At 63.5% G+C, this 21,249-nt stretch carries 19 protein-coding genes; 13 read left to right on the forward strand and 6 right to left on the reverse strand.

Annotated features, from left to right (window positions below; genetic code table 11):
* Positions 1–2: 2 nt before the first annotated feature.
* Positions 3–1,589, reverse strand: coding sequence for a RimK family protein (locus NTD80_RS03230; protein ID WP_262132121.1), 1,587 nt, complete (start codon positions 1,587–1,589; stop codon positions 3–5).
* 94 nt (positions 1,590–1,683) lie between these two features.
* On the opposite strand from NTD80_RS03230, the gene NTD80_RS03235 reads away from it, so the two are divergent.
* Positions 1,684–2,778 carry a peptidase C39 family protein gene (locus NTD80_RS03235; RefSeq protein ID WP_262132123.1) on the forward strand — a complete coding sequence of 365 codons (1,095 nt, stop codon included), beginning with the start codon at positions 1,684–1,686 and terminating at the stop codon, positions 2,776–2,778.
* A 4-nt stretch (positions 2,779–2,782) separates the two neighbouring features.
* On the opposite strand, the gene sfnG is transcribed toward NTD80_RS03235, so the two are convergent.
* Complete coding sequence (gene sfnG / locus NTD80_RS03240) at positions 2,783–3,868, reverse strand: dimethylsulfone monooxygenase SfnG (protein ID WP_213552896.1); 1,086 nt, start codon at positions 3,866–3,868, stop codon at positions 2,783–2,785.
* A 268-nt stretch (positions 3,869–4,136) separates the two neighbouring features.
* Here sfnG and NTD80_RS03245 point away from each other — a divergent pair, with 268 nt between their 5' ends.
* Positions 4,137–5,375: an acyl-CoA dehydrogenase family protein gene (locus NTD80_RS03245; protein ID WP_262132124.1), complete on the forward strand. Its 1,239-nt coding sequence runs from the start codon at positions 4,137–4,139 to the stop codon at positions 5,373–5,375.
* 69 nt (positions 5,376–5,444) lie between these two features.
* Here the strand turns inward: NTD80_RS03245 and NTD80_RS03250 are convergent, their stop codons facing one another.
* On the reverse strand, positions 5,445–6,230 hold the full coding sequence (locus NTD80_RS03250; protein WP_065906582.1) for a sulfite exporter TauE/SafE family protein: 786 nt from the start codon (positions 6,228–6,230) through the stop codon (positions 5,445–5,447).
* A 91-nt stretch (positions 6,231–6,321) separates the two neighbouring features.
* Positions 6,322–7,092, reverse strand: a complete 771-nt coding sequence (locus NTD80_RS03255) for a class I SAM-dependent methyltransferase (protein WP_201144186.1) — start codon at positions 7,090–7,092, stop codon at positions 6,322–6,324.
* Positions 7,093–7,245: 153 nt separating this feature from the next.
* Between NTD80_RS03255 and NTD80_RS03260 the strand changes: the two genes are divergently transcribed.
* The 3 genes from NTD80_RS03260 to NTD80_RS03270 all read left to right on the forward strand — a co-directional run bounded on the left by NTD80_RS03260 (position 7,246) and on the right by NTD80_RS03270 (position 9,065).
* Positions 7,246–7,752, forward strand: coding sequence for a DUF3455 domain-containing protein (locus NTD80_RS03260; protein WP_262132148.1), 507 nt, complete (start codon positions 7,246–7,248; stop codon positions 7,750–7,752).
* A gap of 111 nt (positions 7,753–7,863) precedes the next feature.
* Entirely contained in the window at positions 7,864–8,394 is a 531-nt protein-coding gene (locus NTD80_RS03265; protein ID WP_262132125.1) for a sigma-70 family RNA polymerase sigma factor, read from the forward strand.
* The gene (locus NTD80_RS03270) at positions 8,391–9,065 is read left to right on the forward strand and encodes an anti-sigma factor domain-containing protein (RefSeq protein ID WP_120448394.1); all 675 of its coding nucleotides are present in this window, start codon (positions 8,391–8,393) and stop codon (positions 9,063–9,065) included. Before NTD80_RS03265 ends, NTD80_RS03270 begins: the two co-directional genes overlap by 4 nt.
* Here the strand turns inward: NTD80_RS03270 and NTD80_RS03275 are convergent, their stop codons facing one another.
* Together NTD80_RS03275 and NTD80_RS03280 are read right to left on the reverse strand one after the other, a co-directional pair.
* Positions 9,066–10,367 carry an ATP-binding protein gene (locus tag NTD80_RS03275; protein ID WP_262132128.1) on the reverse strand — a complete coding sequence of 434 codons (1,302 nt, stop codon included), beginning with the start codon at positions 10,365–10,367 and terminating at the stop codon, positions 9,066–9,068. It abuts the gene before it with no gap.
* A 3-nt stretch (positions 10,368–10,370) separates the two neighbouring features.
* Positions 10,371–11,072, reverse strand: coding sequence for a response regulator transcription factor (locus NTD80_RS03280; RefSeq protein ID WP_065906561.1), 702 nt, complete (start codon positions 11,070–11,072; stop codon positions 10,371–10,373).
* A gap of 289 nt (positions 11,073–11,361) precedes the next feature.
* Between NTD80_RS03280 and NTD80_RS03285 the strand changes: the two genes are divergently transcribed.
* The 8 genes from NTD80_RS03285 to NTD80_RS03320 all read left to right on the forward strand — a co-directional run bounded on the left by NTD80_RS03285 (position 11,362) and on the right by NTD80_RS03320 (position 21,234).
* Positions 11,362–12,519 (forward strand): efflux RND transporter periplasmic adaptor subunit, encoded by a 1,158-nt coding sequence (locus NTD80_RS03285; protein WP_065906558.1) that lies wholly within the window; start codon positions 11,362–11,364, stop codon positions 12,517–12,519.
* A 12-nt stretch (positions 12,520–12,531) separates the two neighbouring features.
* On the forward strand, positions 12,532–15,621 hold the full coding sequence (locus NTD80_RS03290; protein ID WP_262132130.1) for an efflux RND transporter permease subunit: 3,090 nt from the start codon (positions 12,532–12,534) through the stop codon (positions 15,619–15,621).
* Positions 15,622–16,000: 379 nt separating this feature from the next.
* Positions 16,001–16,642 (forward strand): DUF1345 domain-containing protein, encoded by a 642-nt coding sequence (locus NTD80_RS03295; RefSeq protein ID WP_065906555.1) that lies wholly within the window; start codon positions 16,001–16,003, stop codon positions 16,640–16,642.
* 72 nt (positions 16,643–16,714) lie between these two features.
* The gene (locus NTD80_RS03300; protein ID WP_065906553.1) at positions 16,715–17,554 is read left to right on the forward strand and encodes an AraC family transcriptional regulator; all 840 of its coding nucleotides are present in this window, start codon (positions 16,715–16,717) and stop codon (positions 17,552–17,554) included.
* A 54-nt stretch (positions 17,555–17,608) separates the two neighbouring features.
* The gene (locus NTD80_RS03305) at positions 17,609–18,208 is read left to right on the forward strand and encodes a LysE family translocator (RefSeq protein ID WP_262132131.1); all 600 of its coding nucleotides are present in this window, start codon (positions 17,609–17,611) and stop codon (positions 18,206–18,208) included.
* Positions 18,209–18,432: 224 nt separating this feature from the next.
* Positions 18,433–19,446 (forward strand): LacI family DNA-binding transcriptional regulator, encoded by a 1,014-nt coding sequence (locus NTD80_RS03310; protein WP_315413200.1) that lies wholly within the window; start codon positions 18,433–18,435, stop codon positions 19,444–19,446.
* A gap of 71 nt (positions 19,447–19,517) precedes the next feature.
* Positions 19,518–20,300, forward strand: a complete 783-nt coding sequence (locus tag NTD80_RS03315; RefSeq protein WP_106804146.1) for a sugar phosphate isomerase/epimerase family protein — start codon at positions 19,518–19,520, stop codon at positions 20,298–20,300.
* Positions 20,293–21,234, forward strand: coding sequence for a sugar kinase (locus tag NTD80_RS03320; RefSeq protein ID WP_262132133.1), 942 nt, complete (start codon positions 20,293–20,295; stop codon positions 21,232–21,234). The genes NTD80_RS03315 and NTD80_RS03320 overlap by 8 nt, the downstream gene beginning before the upstream one ends.
* Positions 21,235–21,249: the final 15 nt, after the last annotated feature.

The raw sequence follows: 21,249 nt of genomic DNA on the forward strand, positions 1-21,249 counted from the left end.
ACTCACCAGACCTGGCCCTGGCGTTTCAACTCCAGGCGCCGTACGAATTCCTCCAGCACCAGGCCATACAGGTCGTCCTGCAGATAGGCGTCTTCGATGCCCGCATCCAGGTTGGGATTGTCGTTGACCTCGATCACCACCACCTTGTCGCCGGACTGCTTGAGGTCGACGCCGTAGAGCCCGTCGCCGATCAGGTTGGCGGTCTTCACCGCCAGTTCCACCACCGCCCTGGGCGCTTCGTGGACCGCCAGGGTGCGGCACTCGCCGTTGATGTCCGAGCCAATGGCTTTGTGGTTGTAGATCTGCCAATGGCCCTTGGACATGAAGTACTGGCAGGCAAAGATCGGCTTGCGATTGAGCACGCCGATGCGCCAGTCGTATTCGGTGTAGAAGAACTCCTGGGCCAGCAGCAGCACCGAATGTTCGAACAGCTCGGCAGTGGCCTTGAGCAAGGCTTCCTGGCTTTCGACCTTGATCACACCCCGGGAGAAACAGCCATCGGGGATCTTCAGCACCAGCGGGAAACCCAGGCGCTCGCCGACCCGTTCGAAATCTTCCGGTCGCTCCTTGTAGAGAATCTCGGTGGCGGGCATGCCCAGTTGATGGCTGTTGAGCAGGTCGGTGAGGTAGACCTTGTTGGTGCAGCGCAGGATCGAGGCCGGGTCATCCATCACCACCAGCCCTTCGCTCTCGGCTTTCTTGGCGAAACGGTAGGTGTGGTTGTCGACGCTTGTGGTCTCGCGGATCAGCAAGGCGTCGTATTCGGCCAGGCGCGAGTAGTCCTTGCGCTCGATCAACTCCACATCGATGCCCAGGCCCTTGCCCACTCGGATGAAATTCTCCAGCGCCTTGGCATTGGACGGCGGCAGTTGCTCCTGGGGATCGTGAAGAATCGCCAGGTCATAACGGGCCAGACGACGTGAACGGGGCTGGCGCCAGATCTTGCGGCTGAAGTTGTCGAGGGCGTGGGCGAATTGATCTTCCTGGTCATCGCGCAACTTGTGCAGTACGCCGGACTTGACCCCTTCAATGTGCCAGCCGTTGTTCTTTCTGAATTCAACTAACAGGATCGGGCACGGGAACGCTTCAAACAACTGGCGGGCCAACTCCTGCAACGGTTCAATATTGGTTCGACCAAAGTAAAGGGTCAGGGTAAAGCCTTCGGTATTGCTGTAGAGATGATGACTCAAGGCTTTATCGAGGGTTTTATCCAGGTCATCCAGCGCCAGGCCGTAGAGTGACTTCTTGGTCAGCTCGCTGATGGTGCGCACCGACGGAATCACCTTGTGCCCGCGCGCTTCAGCCAGCAACGAACAGTAGTAGCCGTGCCCCAGGTACTTGTAGCTGCGGCACAGGTTGATCACCTGCACACGCTTGCCGGTCTCGCTTTCGCGGGTCTGCTCCAGGTATTCCTGCGCGGTGACGATGTCTTCGCTGGGGAAGTAGGAGGCCCAGTCTTCCTTGCGCTCGACAATGATCACAACTTGACTGGCGCCTTTGGGGGGTGCGGAAAAATAACCCTTATTGGTTATTGTCGCCGCGACAGTTTGCTCGGATACTTCACGCCAATGACCTTGTACCGCCGACATAATATTTGATCCGCTTTAGAGAACTCGACCTTTTCTATTAAGCACGATCCTTTAGAGAAGTCCCGTTTCGTTACGCAACTTTTACGGCGGTCATATGGCTCTTTTCTTTCGCGTTGCAGTCCCCGAAGACGTGCCTGAATTAGTGGCACTGGAACAGCACTGTTTCACCACTGACCGGCTGTCACCGCGCAGTTTCCACTGGATGGTCAGCCGCGCCCATGGCCGGTTGCTGGTGGCGGAACAGGACGGGCAATTGCTCGGCTATGCGCTGGTGCTGTTCCACCGTGGCACCTCGCTGGCGCGGCTGTACTCCATCGCCATCGCCGAGCACGCGCGCGGCATGGGCCTGGGCAAACAGCTGCTGAGCCGCATCGAGGCCTGCGCAGTGGAACACGACTGCGCCTACCTGCGCCTGGAAGTGCGCACCGACAACCCCGGCGCCCTCGCCCTGTATGAACGCAGCGGCTACCGCCGCTTTGCCCTGATCAACGACTACTACGAAGACCACAGCCCGGCCCTGCGCCTGGAAAAACGCATCCTGCAGCACCAGGATGCGCGCTCGCACAGCGTGCCGTATTACCAACAGACCACCGACTTCACCTGTGGCGCCGCCTGCCTGTTGATGGCCATGGGCGCGCTGGTGCCGGAGCGCCCGGCCCTGCGCCGCGAAGAGCTGCAGATCTGGCGGGAAGCGACCACCGTGTTCATGACCGCCGGCCATGGCGGCTGCAGCCCGCAAGGCCTGGCCCTGGCGGCGTGGCGTCGGGGCTTTCGGGTGCGGATGCAGGTAAATGTGCGCGGGCCGTTGTTTCTAGATGGCGTACGCGATCCACATAAAAAGGACGTCATGCGCGTGGTGCATGCCGCGTTCGAGGAAGAGTTGGAAGGCAGCGACGTCGAGCAGGTTTTCGGCGGCGCCCTGGACTTGCCCCGGCTGTTGCAGGAGGGCGGGCAGCCGCTGGTGTTGATCAGCAGCTACCGCCTCACCCGCTCGAAATCCCCGCATTGGGTGATCGTCACCGACTGCGACGACGACTTTGTCTACCTGCACGACCCGGATGTGGACCACAGCCAGCACCGCCAGCCCCTGGACTGCCAGCACATGCCGGTCAGCCATGCGGAGTTCGAGCGCATGTGCCGCTTTGGCAACAACAAGCTGCGCGCGGCGGTGGTGGTCTTCACCCGGTGAATGCTCAGGCCACCTGCTTGATCGCGGCCTTGGCTTCCAGCTCGCGCACCAGTGGCAACACGCGCTGGCCGAAGTACTCGACCTCTTCCTGGAAGTGCAGGAAACCGGCCAGTACCAGGTCCACGCCCACGGCCTTGAGCGCGACGATGCGCTCGGCGATCTGCTGCGGGGTGCCGATCAGGTTGGTCTTGAAGCCGTCGTTGTACTGCACCAGGTCTTCGAAGCTGGACTTGGCCCAGTTGCCCTCGCCTTCGGGGGAAGCCTTGCCGGCCTGCCGGGCCGCGTCGCCGAACGCATTCACCGCCTCCGGGTCGGCCTTGTCGATGATTTCCGCGAGCACGGCGCGGGCTTCTTCCTCGGTATCCCGGGCGATGATGAAGGCGTTGACGCCGACCTTGACCGAATGGTTGTTCGCAGCGGCCTTGGCGCGAATATCATCGACCTGGGCCTTGATGCCTTCCGGGGTGTTGCCGTTGGTGAAGTACCAGTCCGACACCCGCGCCGCCATGTCGCGCGCCGCCCGCGAACTGCCGCCCTGGAACACTTCCGGCTGGCCCAGCGGCTTGGGCTTGAGGGTGTATTGGTTGAAGCGATAGAAGTCGCCCTTGAAGGTGAAGTTGTCCTGGGTCCAGATACCCTTGAGGGCTCGGATGAACTCCTCGGAACGGCGATAACGCTCGTCGTGTTCCAGCCAGTGTTCGCCGATGGCCTGGAACTCACCCTTGAACCAGCCACTGACGATGTTCACCGCGATGCGGCCGTTGGTGAGCTGGTCAATGGTTGCCAGTTGCTTGGCCGCCAACGCTGGTTGCCACGGGCCGGGCAGAATCGCGGCAATCACTTTGAGCGTGGTGGTTGCCGCCAGCAGTGCGTGGCTGAACGCCACGGACTCATGCTGGTTCTCGGCGCCGTAGCCGGCGGTGAAGCGAATCTGCGTCAGGCCATATTCGAAGCCGGCGGCTTCGGCCAGTTGCGCCAGTTTGCGGTTGTAGTCGATGCCCCAATGGGTGCGCTGTTCGATCTTGCTCACCACCAGCCCACCGCTGACGTTGGGCACCCAATAGGCAAATTTCACGGCTTGCTGACTCATCGATCACTACCTCGCACACAGGGATGTAACGAGGGGTTGAGCAGCAAGCGTGCCAGCCGTGGGCAAACGCACGCGCCGTGCGGGCTACGGCGGCAAACCCGGTCGGCGCTCAGGCGCAGACGCCTGTCACGGATCGTGGCGGTTTGTCGGTTCACTGTTGCTGGGGCAACAGCTGGCGCAGCATCTCCCGCGTAAACATGGGCCCGGACACCCGGCACGGAGTGTGCAATCACCCTTGGCATTGATCACTGCCCTGGAGCTTTTGCCCATGACCGAACAACACGTCATCAACCCGCTGTCCACCGGCGTCGACTACACCACCCTCGCCGCGCGCTTTCGCCCGATTTTCCAGCGTATCGCTGCGGGTGCAGTGGAGCGCGAGCAAACCCGCACCCTGCCCCATGAACCGATCCAGTGGCTCAAACACGCCGGTTTCGGCGCGGTGCGGGTGCCGGTGGAATACGGCGGTGGCGGCGCGTCGCTGCCGCAGTTGTTTGAATTGCTGATCGAGCTGGCTGAAGCCGACTCCAACGTGCCCCAGGCCCTGCGCGGGCATTTCGCGTTTGCCGAAGATCGCCTCAACGCCGCCCCGAGTGCCGGCCGCGATCTGTGGTTCAAGCGCTTTGTCGACGGCGATATCGTCGGTTGCGCCTGGACTGAAATCGGCACCGTGGCCATCGGTGAGGTGGTCACCCAGGTCAGCCCGGATGGCGATAACTGGAAGCTCAACGGCGAAAAGTTCTACAGCACCGGCAGCATTTTCGCCGACTGGATCGACGTGTACGCCCAACGCAGCGACACCGGCGGCGATGTGATCGCCGCCACGCGCGCGCGTCAGCCCGGCGTGGTGCACAGCGATGATTGGGACGGTTTCGGCCAACGCACCACCGGCAGCGGCACCTCGCGCTTTACCGATGCGGTGGTGGAGGCGGACAACGTCATCGACTTCGCCACCCGCTTCAAATACCAGACCGCGTTCTACCAGTTGGTGCTGCTCGCCAGCCTCGCCGGTATCGGCCGCGCCGCGTTGCGCGATGTCGCCCATCAGGTGCGCAGCCGCAAACGCATCTACAGCCACGGCAATGCGCCGCATGTCAGCCAGGATGCACAGATCCAGCAGGTGGTGGGTGAAGTCGCGGCGCTGGTGTATGCCGCCGAAGCCAGCGCGTTGAAAGCCGCAGCGCCGGCGCAACAGGCTTACCTGGCGCGGTTTGGCGGCGATGATGCGGCCGAGCACGCGGCCAATCTGGCCGCCGAGATCGAGTCGGCCACGGCGCAGGTGGTGGTGTCGGAATTGATCCAGCGCGCCACCAGCGAACTGTTCAATGCGCTGGGGGCGTCGGATGTGCGCCAGGGCAAGTCCCTGGACCGCCACTGGCGCAATGCGCGCACGGTGTCGTCGCACAACCCGGTGATCTACAAGGCGCGGATCGTCGGCGACTGGGTGATCAATGCGACTGAGCCGCCGTTTGTGTGGCAGATCGGTAATGGGCCGGCGAAAGCCTGAATCAAGGTTGATCGCAGTCAGCATGTGGGAGGGGGCAAGCCCCTCTCATCTTTGGACCCTGATTGTGTCTTAAAAGGCCAGTTTGTAGCCGATGGTCATCAACATGATCGCCAGGCACGGGCGCAATACGCCGTCCGGGACTTTGCCGGTCATGTGGCTGCCCAGGTAAATGCCCGGCAGCGAGCCCATCAGCAAAAAGCCCAGCAGGTGCCAGTCCATATTGCCCATGCCGGCGTGGCCCAGGCCCGCCACCAGGGTCAGGGGCACGGCGTGGGCGATCTCGGTGCCCACCAGGCGGCGGGTGGCCAGGAACGGATAAAGGATGAACAACGCGACGGTGCCCAGTGCGCCGGCGCCGATGGAGGTCAGCGCGACCATGGTGCCCAGCACGGCACCGGTCACCACCGTCAACGCATTCAGGTTGCGCGGGTTCATGTGGTAGCCATCGCCGGCATGGCGCTGGGCGAAGGCCAGCAGGCTTTTCTTGAACAGGATCGCCAGGGCCGTCAGCAGCAGCACCACGCCGAGGGCCTGCTTGATCACCGCGTTCATGGCGCTGGGGTCAGTGTGCAGGCTGGCGAGGAACCACAGGGTCAGCAACACGGCAGGCACGCTGCCCAGGGTCAGCCAGCCGGTGATGGTCCAGTCGATGTTCTTGTTCTTGCTGTGTACCAGCACGCCACCGGACTTGGTGATCGCGGCGTACAACAAGTCAGTGCCGACCGCCGTGGCCGGATTGATGCCGAACCACAACAGGATCGGCGTCATCAACGAGCCTCCGCCCACGCCGGTCATGCCCACGATAAAACCAACGATCAGGCCCGCGACTACAAAACCAACATTACCCACATCCATTACAACTTCCCGCGGCCTTATAAATTTCTGGCCGCAGGATAGCGATTTTTCTTATAACGACTTATATCAATATGATCTGACTTTATGCCTTTTAGCTCAGTCGACGGCAGACATACGCCTGAGTCTGGTACGGGAAGGCCACGGTGTCACGCCCGCGCAGGTCTGGATGGGTGTCGATCAAGTCCTGCAACTGCGCGGTCACCTTGGCCTTTTCCGCGTCCGGCAGCGCGGCGATAAAGCTCACCGAGAGGAAGCGATCCATGATCACCTCTTGAGGGCTGCCGACATGGCTATACGGGAAACAGCTGAGTTCAGGCGCGGAAAAAAGCTCGCCGGTAAAGGCTTCGCGCCAGCGCCCGGTATGAAAGCGCGGCGTGTCGCCCTCGTAAGGCGTGATGATCGCGGTGATTGCCGCGACCCAGGCGACCGACTCATCGCGCACATTCCACACCAGTCCCAGCCGGCCCTCGGGTTTGAGTACGCGGTGGATCTCCTGCAGCGCCGCCTGGGTCGAGAACCAGTGGAACGCCTGGGCGCAGACCACCGCGTCGGCACTGGCGGCGGCCAGGGGCATGGAGTCGGCGGTACCGTCGACCAGGCGCACGTCCGGCAACAGCTTGCTCAACTGCGCGCCCATCGCCTGCACCGGTTCGACGGCGATCAGGGTCGGCGCCAGGGTGCTGAGCAAACGCGTGAATTTGCCGGTGCCGGCGCCCAGGTCAATGACAGTTGACTGCGCGTCAACGCCGAGCGCCTCCGTAAGCCAGCCGGTCAGTTGCCGTGGATAATCCGGCCGGCCCTGGGCGTAAGTGACGGCCTGGGTGGAGAAACCTTGTTGAGCAGACGCGTGGACACCAGTCATTGCCAATCTCTCCTCGGATAAAGCGGGGACACAGTGTGCGCCTTCATGACTTTATTTTCTAATCGCTGCATCCAATCGTACGCGTCATGGGTAGTCCTTCCAGTACCCCCGCTGTTTGACTGAATGGAGAAGCACCGATGAACGCTAAAAACACTGCTCTGCCTTACCGGCTTGTTGATCGCCGCCCCCGCCGCTTTTGCCCAGTCCGGCTTGCCCGATAGCATCAAAGTGCCAGCGGGCCACAAGGTCGCGCTGGAAACCACCGGCGTTGGCGAAATCACCTACGAGTGCCGCGACAAGCCGAATGCCGCCGGCCAGACCGAGTGGACCTTCGTCGGCCCCAAGGCCGTGCTCAATGATCGCAGCGGCAAGCCCGTCGGCACCTATTTCGGCCCACCGGCCACCTGGCAGGCCAAGGACGGTTCGAAAATCACCGGCACCCAGCTCGCCGTGGCGCCGTCGGGTGCCGGCAACCTGCCCTATCAACTGGTCAAGGCCAACCCGGCCGAAGGCAAGGGCGCGATGAGCGGCGTAAGCTACATCCAGCGGGTCGCGCTCAAAGGAGGCGTTGCCCCCAGTACCGCGTGCAGCGCCGCCAACAAGGGTGAGCAGGCGGTTGTGAGCTACCAGGCCGATTACATTTTCTGGTCCGCCAGCTGAGCAAAGTCAGCTACGCTGCCCCCTGTGGGCGCCGGCGTGTCGTGGCGAGCAAGCATGCTCGCCACACAGGGGCCGTGGCGGTGGTTAATTCAGTGCCAGGAATACAACGTTTTGCCTGAGACCCTCTTTGATTACCCAGCCTGCCTCTCGGCCTGTGCCCGGGGCGACCAACGCGCCCTGCGCCAGTTGTATGAGCAGGACAGCAGCCGTTTGCTCGGCGTCGCATTGCGCATCGTGCGGGACAAGGCCCTGGCCGAAGACATCGTGCACGACGCGTTTATCAGGATCTGGCGCGGCGCCGGCAGTTTCGACCCCGTGCGCGGCTCGGCACGCGGCTGGGTATTCAGCGTGACCCGCCACCTGGCGCTCAACCACGTACGCAACCAGCATCGCGAGGTGGCGCTGGGCGAGGAACACGAACAGCTCGCCGCCGACACCGAGACCTTTGAATTTCCCGCGCGCTCGGGGCAGATGCACACCTGCCTGGAGCAACTCGACCCGGTCCGTCGCACCTGCATCCTGCATGCCTATGTCGACGGTTATTCCCACAGCGAAATCGCGCAAAAACTGAGCACCCCATTGGGCACTGTCAAAGCCTGGATCAAACGTAGCCTCACCGCGTTGCGGGAGTGCATGGCATGAACGAAACACTCGACGAACTGGCCAGCGAATACGTGCTCGGCACCCTGCCCATCGAGCAGCGTGCCGAGGTGGAGCGCCGCCTGCCGCACGATGCCGAACTGCGGGCCGCGGTGGATGCCTGGGAGCAACGGCTATTACCCCTGACAGCCCTGGCAGCACCGGTGCCGCCCTCGCCTCACCTGTGGCGGCGCATCGAGCGCACCCTCGCACCCGCCGCCAGCGGCGTGCCGTGGTGGAACCTGCTGGCCGTGTGGCGCGGCCTTGCCGGTGCCGGCCTGCTGGCGAGCCTGGTGCTGTCTGCGTTGCTGCTGACCCGCCCACCCGGCGCCGCGCCGAGCTTCGTGGTAGTGCTGGTGGCGCCACAGAGCCAGGCGCCGGGCTGGGTAATCCAGGCCAGCCACAATCAGCAGATTCAGTTGATTCCATTGGGGGTGATGGAAGTCCCGGCCGACAAGGCCCTGCAGTTCTGGACCAAGGGCGACGGCTGGCAAGGGCCGGTGTCCCTGGGCCTGGTCAAGCCGGGACAGACCCTCTCGGTGCCGCTGGACAAGCTGCCGCCGCTGACGCCAAACCAACTGTTCGAGCTGACCCTCGAGGCCCCGAGCGGCTCACCCACCGGCAAACCCACGGGGCCGATCCAGGCAATCGGCCGCGCGGTCAAAGTGCTCTGATCAGGCGACGCAGGGCAGCCACACGCGAAACCGGGCACCGCCCAGTGGCGAGCCCTGCGCGGTTAACGTGCCGCCCTGGGCTTCGAGGGCGCGCCGGCTGATCGCCAGGCCCAGGCCGAAGCCGCCGGTGGCGCGGTCGCGGCTGCGGTCGAGGCGGTAGAACGGTTCGAAGATGCGCTCGCGCTGGTCCAACGGAATGCCAATGCCATCATCGTCCACCCAGATTTCACAGCCCTTGGGGCAGACCTTGACCCCGACCTGGATGCGTTTTTCGCAGTAACGCGTGGCGTTGCGCAGCAGGTTCTGCAAGGCACGGGCGGTGAGGCGCGGGTCGAGGCTGAAGCGCTCCACGGCGCAATCGAGTGCCACATCAATAACGATTTCGGGGTTTTCCAACTCGTCATCGACACTGCCGAGCACGCTGTCGATAAATTCGTCGAGCACCACCTCGACGCGTTCGGGCAATTGCGCCGGGTTTTGCAGGCGGCTGTAGGACAGCAATTCCAGCACCAGTTCATCCAGCTCGCGAATATGCGCCACCAGGCTTTGCAGGCGCTCGCGGCTGGCTTCGGGCAAGTCTTCGGAGAGCGCCAGGGCGAGACCGAAGTCCAGGCGTGTCAGCGGTGTGCGCAATTCGTGGGAGACGGCGTTGAGCAGGTCGCGCTGCTGGTTGAGCAGGTGCTCGATGTCGCCGGCCATGGTGTCGAAGACCGAGGCCAGGCTGCCGATGTTGGAGCTGGGGGCAATCCCCGTGCGCGCGCTCAGGTTGCCGCGACCGAGTTGGGTGGCCGTGCTTTTCAGGCGTTCCAGGTCACGCCAGTGCGGGCGCAGCCAGACCAGCAGACACGCCAGCAACGCGATGCCGATCAACACGTTCATCGACCAGTACAGCAGGTTCATGTCCAGCGAATCGGGAGGGATGGTCAGCTTGACCACGAACTGGTCGTTGATCGGTGAGCTGACCTCCTCCATCCAACCCCACTCCCCGAGGCGGATCACCGGCTTGCCCTGCTCCAACTGCAAGGCCTCCGCCGGGGTGTAGCGCGCGTCCTGACGCAGCAGTAGCTGGACTTTCAGCGGCGCGAAGTCGCGGTCCAGTTGTTCGGTGACCTGTGACCAGCGCTCCACCGGTGCGCGCAGGTACTGCTTGACGATCAGCTTTTGCATGCCCCGCGACTGCTCGACGTTGTAGTCGAGGTAGCGATGCTCGAACAGTTGGATCACCAGCTTGGGAATCAAGAAGATTGCCGCGCTGTAGGTGATGATGATGATCAGGGAAAGGCGCAGCAGTACGCGAAACATGGATCAGCATTCCCACTCGGAACGACTGAACAGGTAGCCCTTGCCCCACACCGTCTTGATCTTGCGCGCTTCGCCGGCGTGGTCGTCGAACTTGCGGCGCAGCTTGGAAATGGCCACGTCCACCGAACGGTCGGTGCCGTTGAACTCGATACCGCGCAGGCGTTGCAGGATCTGGTCGCGGCTGAGCACCTCGCCGGCATGCCGGGCCAGCACCACCAACAGGTTGTACTCGCCGCTGGACAACTCCACCGCCTGCTCGCGCCAGGTCACGGTGCGCTCCGACAGGTCGATGCACAGGTTGCCCATGAGGATCTGGTCATTGGCCACCTGGGGTTCGGACAAACTGCTGCGCCGCAGCAAGGTGCGCACCCGCGCCAGCAGCACGCGTGGCTCGCAGGGTTTGGTCACATAGTCGTCGGCGCCCATTTCCAGGCCAAGCACCTGGTCGTGGCTGTCATCGCGGGCGGTGAGCATCAGAATCGGCAAACCCGCCGAGTCGGCGCGCAGCAGGCGGCAGACTTGCAGGCCGTCGAGGCCCGGCAGCATCAGGTCGAGGATCACCAGGTCCGGCGGGTTGAGCCGCGCGCGCTCACGCACGTGGTCGCCACGGCTGAGCACGCTGACGTGGTAGCCATTGCGCTCCAGGTAGCTGGCAATCAGCTCGGAGAGTGCGGCGTCGTCTTCCACCAGGAGGATGTTGGGCATAAAGGTGTTTCCAGAAAATACAGTTATTGGTCGTACACAAATCCCATGTGGGAGGGGGCTTGCCGCCGACAGCGGTGGGTCAGTGAAGGCTGTTTCGACTGATACACCGCGATCGGGGGCAAGCCCCCTCCCACATGGGATCTCCAGTGCTTGCAGGATTGTGCAAGGATATACGCCCTCTGCCGACTATGGGTCGCACCTTACATTTCTTCACAGACCACCTACACAGCTTCACAGCACCACGGCGCAGGTGACCTTAGGATGCGCCAGTCAATATTGGGATAAGAGCATGTCAAAGAATCTGTTTGCGCCGTTTTGCCTGCTGGCCCTGACGCTGGCACTGAGTGCCTGCGACAAGTCGGCCACGCAAGCGCCGGAAATGCCGCTGGCCAAAGTCCGCATTGAAACCCTGCAGGCCAAGCCCCTGTCCATCAGCAGCGAGCTGAGCGGGCGCATCGCCGCGCCGCGCATCGCCGAAGTGCGCGCGCGGGTAGCCGGTGTGGTGATGCAGCGGGTGTTCAAGGAAGGTCACGACGTCAAACAGGGCGACGTGCTGTTTCGCATTGACCCGGCGCCGTTCAAGGCTGACCTCGATAGCGCCCAGGCCAACCTGAGCAAGGCCGAGGCCAATGCGTTCCAGGCACGCCTGCAGGAGCAGCGCTACAGCCAGCTGGTCGAAGGCAACGCCATCAGCGGCCAGGACTACGACAACGCCCGCGCCGCCGTGCGCCAGACCAACGCCGAAGTCGCCGCCAACAAGGCGGCCGTCGAGCGCGCCAAGCTGAACCTGGGCTACGCCACCGTGACGGCGCCGATTTCCGGGCGCATCGGCCGCGCGCTGGTCACCGAAGGTGCACTGGTCGGCCAGAACGAGGCCACGCCCCTGGCGATCATCCAGCAACTGGACCCGATCCACGCCGACCTGACCCAATCCACCCGCGAACTGAATGACCTGCGCCGCGCCTTCCGCGCCGGCAGCCTGAAGCAGGTCGGCCAGGACCAGGCCAAGGCCACCCTTATCCAGGACGATGGCAGCCTCTACCCACTGCCGGGCAAATTGCTGTTCGCCGAAATCAGCGTCGACCCCGGCACCGGGCAGATCATCCTGCGCAGCGAATTCCCCAACCCGGACCTCGATTTGCTCCCTGGCAGCTTTGTGCGCGTGCGCCTGGAGCAGGCCGTCGATAAACAAGGCATCAGCGTGCCGCAACGCGCCATCGTCCGCGACAGCGCCGGTATCCCCATGGTGCTGCTGCTGGACGCCGAGCAAACCGTGAGCCAGCAACCGGTGGAACTGGGTGCGGTGGTCGAGGATCGTTGGATCGTCAGCAGCGGCCTCAAGCCCGGTGACCGCATTGTCGTCGAGGGCCTGCAACACGCGCGCCCCGGTGAAAAAGTCCAGGTGGATGACAGCCCCGTGCCGCTCGCCCAGGCACCCGGCCAATAAGGATTATTGAGAATGCCGCAGTTCTTTATTGATCGCCCGATCTTCGCCTGGGTGGTCGCCCTGTTTATCCTGCTCGCCGGTTTGCTGGCGATCCCGCAGTTGCCGGTGGCGCAGTACCCCAACGTCGCGCCGCCCAAGGTCGAGATCTACGCGGTGTATCCCGGCGCCTCGGCCCAGACCCTGGACGAAAGCGTGGTCAGCCTGATCGAGCAGGAGCTCAATGGCGCCGACCACCTGTTGTATTTCGAATCCCAGAGCAGCCTCGGTTCGGCCACCATCACCGCGACGTTCCAGCCGGGCACCGATCCGGAAATGGCCCAGGTGGATGTGCAAAACCGTCTCAAGGCGGTCGAGCCGCGCCTGCCGCAAGCGGTGACGCAGCAGGGCTTGCAGGTGGAGAAAGTGTCCGCCGGTTTCCTGCTGCTGGTGACCCTCACCTCCAGCGACGGCAAGCTTGATGACGTAGCGCTCAGCGATTACCTGGCGCGCAACGTGATGAACGAGCTCAAGCGCCTCGACGGGGTCGGCAAGGCGCAGTTGTATGGCGCCGAGCGCGCAATGCGCATCTGGATCGACCCGCAGAAGCTGATCGGCTTCAACCTGACCCCGGCGGACGTGAATGCCGCGATCAGCGCGCAGAACGCCCAGGTTTCCGCTGGCAGCATCGGCGACTTGCCGGGCACCAGGACCCAGGAAATCACCGCTGCGATCCTGGTCAAGGGCCAGCTGTCGACGCCGGCGGAATTCGCCGACATCGTGCTCAAGGCCAACCCGGACGGCTCCACCGTGCGCATCGGCGATGTGGCGCGGGTGGAAATCGGCAGCCAGGAGTACCAGTTTTCCACGCGCCTGAACGGCAAGCCGTCCACCGCCGTCAGCGTGCAACTGGCGCCGGGCGCCAACGCGTTGAACACGGCGACCCTGGTGCGGGCGAAGATGGACGAGCTGTCGCGCTACTTCCCGGCCAATGTCGAATACAAGATACCGTACGACACCTCGCCGTTCGTCAAGGTCTCGATCACCAAGGTGGTCTACACCCTGCTCGAAGCCATGGCGCTGGTGTTTGCGGTGATGTTCCTGTTCCTGCAGAACGTGCGCTATACGCTGATCCCGACGCTGGTGGTGCCGATCGCGCTGATGGGCACCTTCGCGACCATGCTGTTGCTGGGGTTCTCGATCAACGTGCTGACCATGTTTGGCATGGTGCTGGCCATCGGCATCCTGGTGGATGACGCCATTGTGGTGGTGGAGAACGTCGAGCGGATCATGGTCACCGAGGGCCTGTCGCCCAAGGAGGCGACGAAGAAAGCCATGGGCCAGATCACGGGCGCTATCGTCGGGATTACCCTGGTGCTGGTGGCGGTGTTCCTGCCGATGGCGTTCATGGCCGGTTCGGTGGGGGTGATCTACCAGCAGTTCTCGCTGTCGATGGCCACCTCGATCCTGTTCTCGGCGTTCCTGGCCCTGACCTTGACCCCGGCGCTGTGCGCCACCCTGCTCAAGCCGATCGCCAAGGGCGAGCACCATGCCAAGGGTGGTTTTTTCGGCTGGTTCAACAAACGTTTCGAGCAACTCACCGATCGCTACGAAGGCTGGGTGGCCTATGCGCTCAAGCGCAGCGGCCGCTATCTGCTGGTCTACCTGGTGTTGCTGGTGGGCCTGGGGCTGATGTTCAGCCGCCTGCCCTCCTCGTTCCTGCCGATCGAAGACCAGGGCTACACCATCACCGATATCCAGCTGCCGCCGGGTGCAAGCAAGAACCGCACGGTGCAGGTCGCCGAGCAGATCGAAGCGCACAATGCCAGCGAGCCGGGGGTGGGCGATACCACCATGATCATGGGCTTCAGTTTCTCCGGCTCGGGGCAGAATGCGGCGCTGGCGTTCACCACGCTCAAGGACTGGTCGCAGCGTGGCAGCGATGACTCCGCCGCCTCGATTGCCGACCGCGCCAACGCGACGTTCAGCGAGCTCAAGGATGCGATCGCCTATGCGATCCTGCCGCCGCCGGTGGATGGGCTTGGCACTTCCAGCGGGTTCGAATTCCGTCTGCAGGACCGTGGGGGCGTCGGCCATGCCGCATTGATGCAGGCCCGTACCGAACTGCTGGCGGCCGCGGAAAAAAGCCCGATCCTCGCCAACGTGCGCGAAAGTGCGCTGGCCGAGGCGCCGCAGGTGCAGCTGGAAGTCGACCGCAAGCAGGCCAATGCGCTGGGCGTGTCGTTTGCCGATGTCGGCAACGTGCTGTCCTCGGCCATCGGCTCGGCGTATGTCAACGATTTCCCCAACCAGGGCCGCATGCAGCGGGTGGTGGTGCAGGCCGAAGGTGACCAGCGCAGCCAGGTCGCGGACTTGATGAAGATCCACGTGCGCAACAACGCCGGAAAGATGGTGCCGCTGTCGGCGTTTGTCGAAGCCAAGTGGACCCAGGGCCCGGCGCAGCTGACCCGCTACAACGGTTATCCGGCGATTGCCATCAGTGGTGAGGCCGCGCCGGGCCACAGCACCGGCGAAGCGATGGAAGAAATCCAGCGCCTGGTCAGCCAGTTGCCGGCGGGCCTTGGCCAGGAATGGACCGGGTTGTCGTTGCAGGAACGCTTGTCCGGCTCGCAGGCACCCTTGCTGTTGGGGCTGTCGCTGCTGATCGTGTTCCTGTGCCTGGCGGCGCTGTATGAAAGCTGGTCGATCCCGACCTCCGTGCTGCTGGTCGTGCCGTTGGGCGTCCTCGGTGCGGTACTGGCCGTGACCTTGCGTGGCATGCCCAACGATGTGTTCTTCAAGGTCGGCTTGATCACCATCATCGGGCTGTCGGCGAAGAACGCGATCCTGATCATCGAATTTGCCAAGGACCTGTATGACCAGGGCGAAGACCTGATCGATGCGACCCTCAAGGCCGCGCGGCTGAGGTTGCGACCGATCATCATGACCTCCCTGGCGTTCATCCTCGGCGTGGTGCCGCTGGCGATTGCCACCGGCGCCAGCTCGGCGAGCCAGCAGGCGATTGGGACCGGGGTGATCGGCGGGATGATTACCGCGACGTTGGCGGTGGTGTTTGTGCCGGTGTTTTTTGTGGTGGTGATGAAGCTGGTGCGCAAGAAGGGCTGATGCGGGCGGTGGTTCTTGTGAGGAATGCTGAGATTTTTGGTTAGCTTGTTGTGGCCAGTGGACTTGCCATGGCTAGTGAGCTTGTTGTGGTGAGCAGGCTTCATGTGGTGAGCGGGCTTGCCCCGCGTTGGGCTGCGAAGCGGCCCCAAAACCATCCACCCCGGAATATCTGGAAAACCGCAGTGAGGCTATTGGGGCTGCTTCGCAGCCCAACGCGGGGCAAGCCCGCTCACCACATGAGGTCTGCTCACCCCATGAAGCCATCTTCACCCCATAAAGCCATGCTCCCCCCATGCCCCCCGCTCCCCACAAGCTCACCATTGGGCCAGCCGCTGCAGAATGCGCTAAGGTGCTCACAAATAGCCATGTGTGAGCTGCCATGCCGTTTCTAGCCCGTACCCATCCTCGCCTCTCTTCCGCCGCCGTGCTCGGCCTTGCCGTGGGCATCCTGGCGCCGGCGGATACTCTCGTGAGCAAAATCCTCATCGGCTGGAACGCCGGGGTCTGGACCTACCTGGTACTGATGCTGTGGCTGACCATCCGCGCCAAGGCCCAGGATGTAAAACGCATCGCCGAGATCGAGGATGAAAACGCCGGGCTGGTGCTGTTCATGGTGTGCATCGCGGCCATCGCGAGTTTGGCCACCATCACGTTCGAGCTGGTCGGCAGCAAGGACCTGGCCACGTCCGAGCGCCTGCTGCACTACGGTTTTACCGGGCTGACGGTGATCGGCTCGTGGTTGCTGATCGGGGTGATTTTCAGCGTGCATTACGCCCGCCTCTATTACACCTGGGAGGGCAAGGAGCCGGCGCTGCGTTTTGCCGAAGGCTTGCTGACCCCCAATTATTGGGACTTCCTGTATTTTTCCTTCACCATCGGCGTGGCGGTGCAAACCTCCGACGTCGGCGTTGCCACCCGGGGCATGCGCAAGGTGGTGCTGGGCCAGTCGTTGATCGGATTCCTGTTCAACACCGCGATCCTGGGTTTCTCGATCAACATCGCCGCCGGACTGTTCGGCTAGGCTGCACAAACCTTCTAGACGCCCTGGAGCCGCTGGGCGCTAATACCCTTACACATTCCGTCCCGGTGTCTTATGGCCGCACGCAATTGGATCGACCTGTCCCAGGACGCCGACACCGGCATCGAGACCCTGCGCGCGCATTTCGAGGGGCATGCCTACGACCCCCATTGGCACGACAGCTACCTGGTCGGTGTGACTGAACAAGGCGTGCAGCAATTCAACTGCCGTCGCACCCGTCACAACAGCGTGCCCGGCCAGGTGTTCCTGGTCGAGCCCGGCGAGTTGCATGACGGCGATGCGCCCACGCCGGACGGCTTTACCTACCACATGCTCTACCTCGACCCGCAGTGGCTGGCGCGGGAAGTGAGTGCGGTGTTCGAAGAGGCGCCGCTCGACAGCCAGCTGGGTTTCGCCCACACCTTGACCAGCGACCCGCGCCTGGCCATTGCCACCAGCCAGGCCTTCCAGACCCTGCACAGTGGCGAACTGCGCATCGTGCGGCAACGGGCCATGGACCAGTTGCTCGAGCGCCTCACGGCCCAGCTGCACTGGCGCAGCCGTTACCGCGAGGATCCGCGCCTGCCGCGGGTGGCCCACAAGGCACGGGAATACCTGCACGCCCACCTGCATCACGACGTCGGCATGGATGAACTGGCGCTGGCCTGCGGCGTCGACCGCTTCCGCCTGACCCGCGCGTTCAAGAGCGCCTTCGGCCTGCCGCCGCATGCCTATCTGGTGCAACTGCGCCTGGCGCGCGCCCGGCACTGGCTGGCCAAGGGCGAGCAACCGGCCGATGTGGCAATCGCCCTGGGCTTTGCCGACCAGAGCCACCTCGGTCGCTGGTTCGTGCGCGCCTACGGCCTGACGCCCGCCGCGTACCGCAAGCGCTGCTCAAATCTTCCAGACAGGTAACGTGCGCGCTGGCGAAGATCGACTCCATCGATTGGTTTACCGGAGTCACCTACCATGTTGCCCACGTTGCTGCCGTTCATGCTGTTCGCCTTTGTCGCCTCCATCACCCCCGGCCCCACCAATATCCTGGTGCTCAGCAACAGCGCGCGGTATGGCTTCACGGCCGCCTTGCCGATTATCCTCGGAGCGTGCGCCGGCGCAGCGGGAATCGTGCTGCTGGTGGGGGCCGGCGTGGGCCAGTCGCTGGTGCAACTGCCCAGGGTACAAAGCGCGATGCAGTGGGCTGGAGTGGCGTGGCTGAGTTATCTGGCCTGGCAGATTTTCCGCGCACCGACAACCGCGATCGACCCGCAATCGGCGCACAAACGCCTGGGCTTGACGGGCGCCGCCAGCCTGCAATTGATCAACCCCAAGACCTGGATGATGGCATTGGCGGTGGTCAGTGTGTTCGCCGGCACTGGCGCAGACCGCCAGCACCAGGTGCTGATCCTGTCGCTGGTGTTTTTCCTGATTTCGCTGCCCTGTCTCGGCGCCTGGGCGATGCTGGGCGCAGGCTCCAGCCGGGTCTTGCGCTCGACGCAGGCCATGCGCCGTTTCAACCAGTGCATGGCCTTGCTCCTGCTGGGTTCGACCTGGCTGGGCGTACTGATCTGAAGGCACAAAAAAGGGGAAGCCCAAGCTTCCCCCTGTTCAAGTGCGTGTGCGCCTTGGAGTAACAGGTACCACTCGCCATTCGTCGGATTGGTTCGGGATGAAGGCCAGGACTATCGTCACCCGCCCTTGACGAAATGGTCGTCGATGGTGTTTCCTGAAACCGGTTTCAGGGCCAGCACCACGGTCACTGGAACCCTTGACTCCAATAAAAAGGTGCAACCGTCGTGAATTCATTTTCCGCCGCCCAGCGCAGCCGTGTGACCATGCTTGACGTGGCCGAGCGCGCGGGTGTGTCCAAGGCCAGCGTGTCGCGTTTTATCGGCGATGACCGCGCCTTGCTCTCCGATGCCATCGCCCTGCGCATCGAACAAGCCATCGACGAACTCGGCTACCGCCCCAACCAGATGGCGCGTGGCTTGAAGCGTGGCCGCACGCGCCTGATCGGCATGCTGGTGGCCGATATCCGCAACCCCTATTCCATTGCCGTGATGCACGGTGTCGAAACCGCCTGCCGCCAGCACGGCTACAGCCTGGTGGTGTGCAACACCGACCGCGATGATGCCCAGGAGCGCCAGCACCTGGCAGCACTGCGCGCCTACAACATCGAAGGGCTGATCGTAAATACGCTCGGCCATCACCTCGACCAACTGCTGGAACTGCAACGCGAAATGCCCCTGGTGCTGGTGGACCGCAAGCTCGAGCCGCTGCACAGCGACCTGGTCGGCCTGGATAACCCGGCGGCGGTGCGCATGGCGGTGGAGCACCTGGAACAGCAGGGTTACCGCGATGTGTTGCTGGTGAGCGAAGCCACCGATGGCACCAGCTCACGCCTGGAACGCCTGGACAGCTTCAAGGCCGAAATCGCCCGGCGTCCGGCATTGACCGGCGCCATCGTGGAACTGGATGACCAGTTGCAACAGCACCTGCAGCGCTTTCTCGCCAACCCCGGCCGCAAGGCTTTGTTCTGCGCGAACGGCATCGCCGCACTGGCCTGCACCCGCGCCCTCAAGGCATTGGGCTGCGAGTTGTTTGCCGACGTCGGCTTGATCGCCCTCGATGACCTGGACTGGTACCCGCTGGTAGGCACCGGCATCACCGCCCTCGCCCAACCGACCGAGGCGATCGGCGCCAGCGCCTTCGACTGTCTGCTCAAGCGCTTGCGCGGTGACACCGAGCCGACTCGCACCCTGGATTTCTTGCCCCAACTGATCGTCCGAGGCTCCACAACCCCCACGTAGGAGTCGGCTTGCCGCCTCCTGCAGCGTTGATTTGCGTATAAAAATGAAACCGGTTTCAGAGGTAGACAACAATGCATAAATACCCCGTCTCCATCAGCCTTTCCAGCTACGGCGCCGACCTGGTCCGCCAGCAAGGCCAGTTGAGTTTTGTCCAGTTGCTGGCCTCCGCGGGTGCCCAGCGCATCGAATGGCGTGAAGAACTGCTGACCCACGAACAACCCGCGCAACTGGCCGAAGCCGCTGCTGCGCAGGGCCTGGAGTGCGTGTTCTCATCGCCCCTGGAACTGTGGGTCGCCGGCCGTGCGCAGCCGAATGCCGAATTGAGCGCGACCCTGGACCGCGCCCAGGCCTTCGGTGCGCGCTGGCTGAAAGTCTCGCTGGGTTATTTCACCGATACCAACGACCTGGAAAGCCTGCACGCCCTGCTCAACCGTCACTCGGTCAAGTTGTTGGTGGAAAACGACCAGACCCTGTACGGCGGGCGCATCGAGCCGATGCAGCGGTTTTTCACCGAGGTCGAACGCCAAGGCCTGCCGGTGAAGATGACCTTCGACATCGGCAACTGGCAGTGGCAGGACCAATCCGCGCTGACCGCCGCGCGCCTGTTGGGCCGGCATGTCGACTACCTGCACTGCAAGGCCGTAGCGCGCCGCGCAGACGGCAAGCTGGTGGCGCTGCCGCCTGGCGCCACCGACCTGCATCTGTGGGAACAACTGCTCAAGCACATGACTCAAGGTATTACCCGGGCCGTGGAATTCCCGCTGCAGGGCGATGACCTGGTCGCGGTCACCGCACAGCAGGTCGCTACCCTCGCCCACCTTGGCCAACCGCCTGCGGAGAATGCGCATGTCTGAGATCGATATCCTCTCGTTTGGTGAAACCATGGCGATGTTTGTCGCCGAGCAGACCGGCGAACTGGCCCAGGTGGCGCAGTTTCACAAACGTATCGCCGGGGCCGACAGCAATGTCGCCATCGGCCTGTCGCGCCTGGGTTTCAACGTGGCCTGGCTGAGCCGGGTGGGCAATGATTCCCTCGGGCGCTTTGTGGTCGACACGCTCAAAAATGAAGGCCTGGATTGCCGGCATGTGGCGGTCGACCCGCTGCACCCGACCGGTTTTCAACTCAAGTCCCGCGAAGAAGCCGGCGCTGACCCGCAGGTGGAGTATTTCCGCAAGGGCTCGGCGGCCAGCCACTTGTCCATCGCTGCCATCAGCCCGGCGCTGCTGCAGGCGCGTCACTTGCACGCCACCGGGATTCCGCCGGCGCTTTCTGACGCTACCCACGAGCTGTCCATTGAACTGATGACCCAAATGCGCAGGGCCGGACGCAGCGTGTCGTTCGACCCGAACCTGCGCCCTTCGCTGTGGGCCAGCCAGGCGCAGATGATCAGCGCCATCAACGCGCTGGCGGCCCTGGCCGACTGGGTCCTGCCGGGCCTGGGCGAAGGCCGCTTGCTCACCGGTTATGACGACCCGGCCGATATTGCCGCGTTTTACCTCGACCAGGGCGCCGAAGCCGTAGCGATCAAGCTCGGTCCGGACGGCGCCTACTTCCGTACGCAGATGGACAAAGGCTTTGTTGCCGCGGTGCCGGTCGAAAAGGTCGTCGACACCGTGGGTGCCGGCGATGGCTTCGCCGTGGGCATGATCAGTGCCCTGCTGGAAAACCTCAGCTTTCCCGAGGCGGTCCAGCGCGGCAACTGGATCGGCAGCCGCGCCGTGCAGAGTCGCGGCGACATGGAAGGTTTACCCAAGCGCGAAGAATTGCCCAACCGATCCGTTGCATGACCCATCACCTGTTGC

It is taken from the genome of Pseudomonas sp. 13B_2.1_Bac1 (assembly GCF_025466155.1).
GTDB classification, from domain to species: Bacteria; Pseudomonadota; Gammaproteobacteria; order Pseudomonadales; family Pseudomonadaceae; genus Aquipseudomonas; species Aquipseudomonas aylmerensis.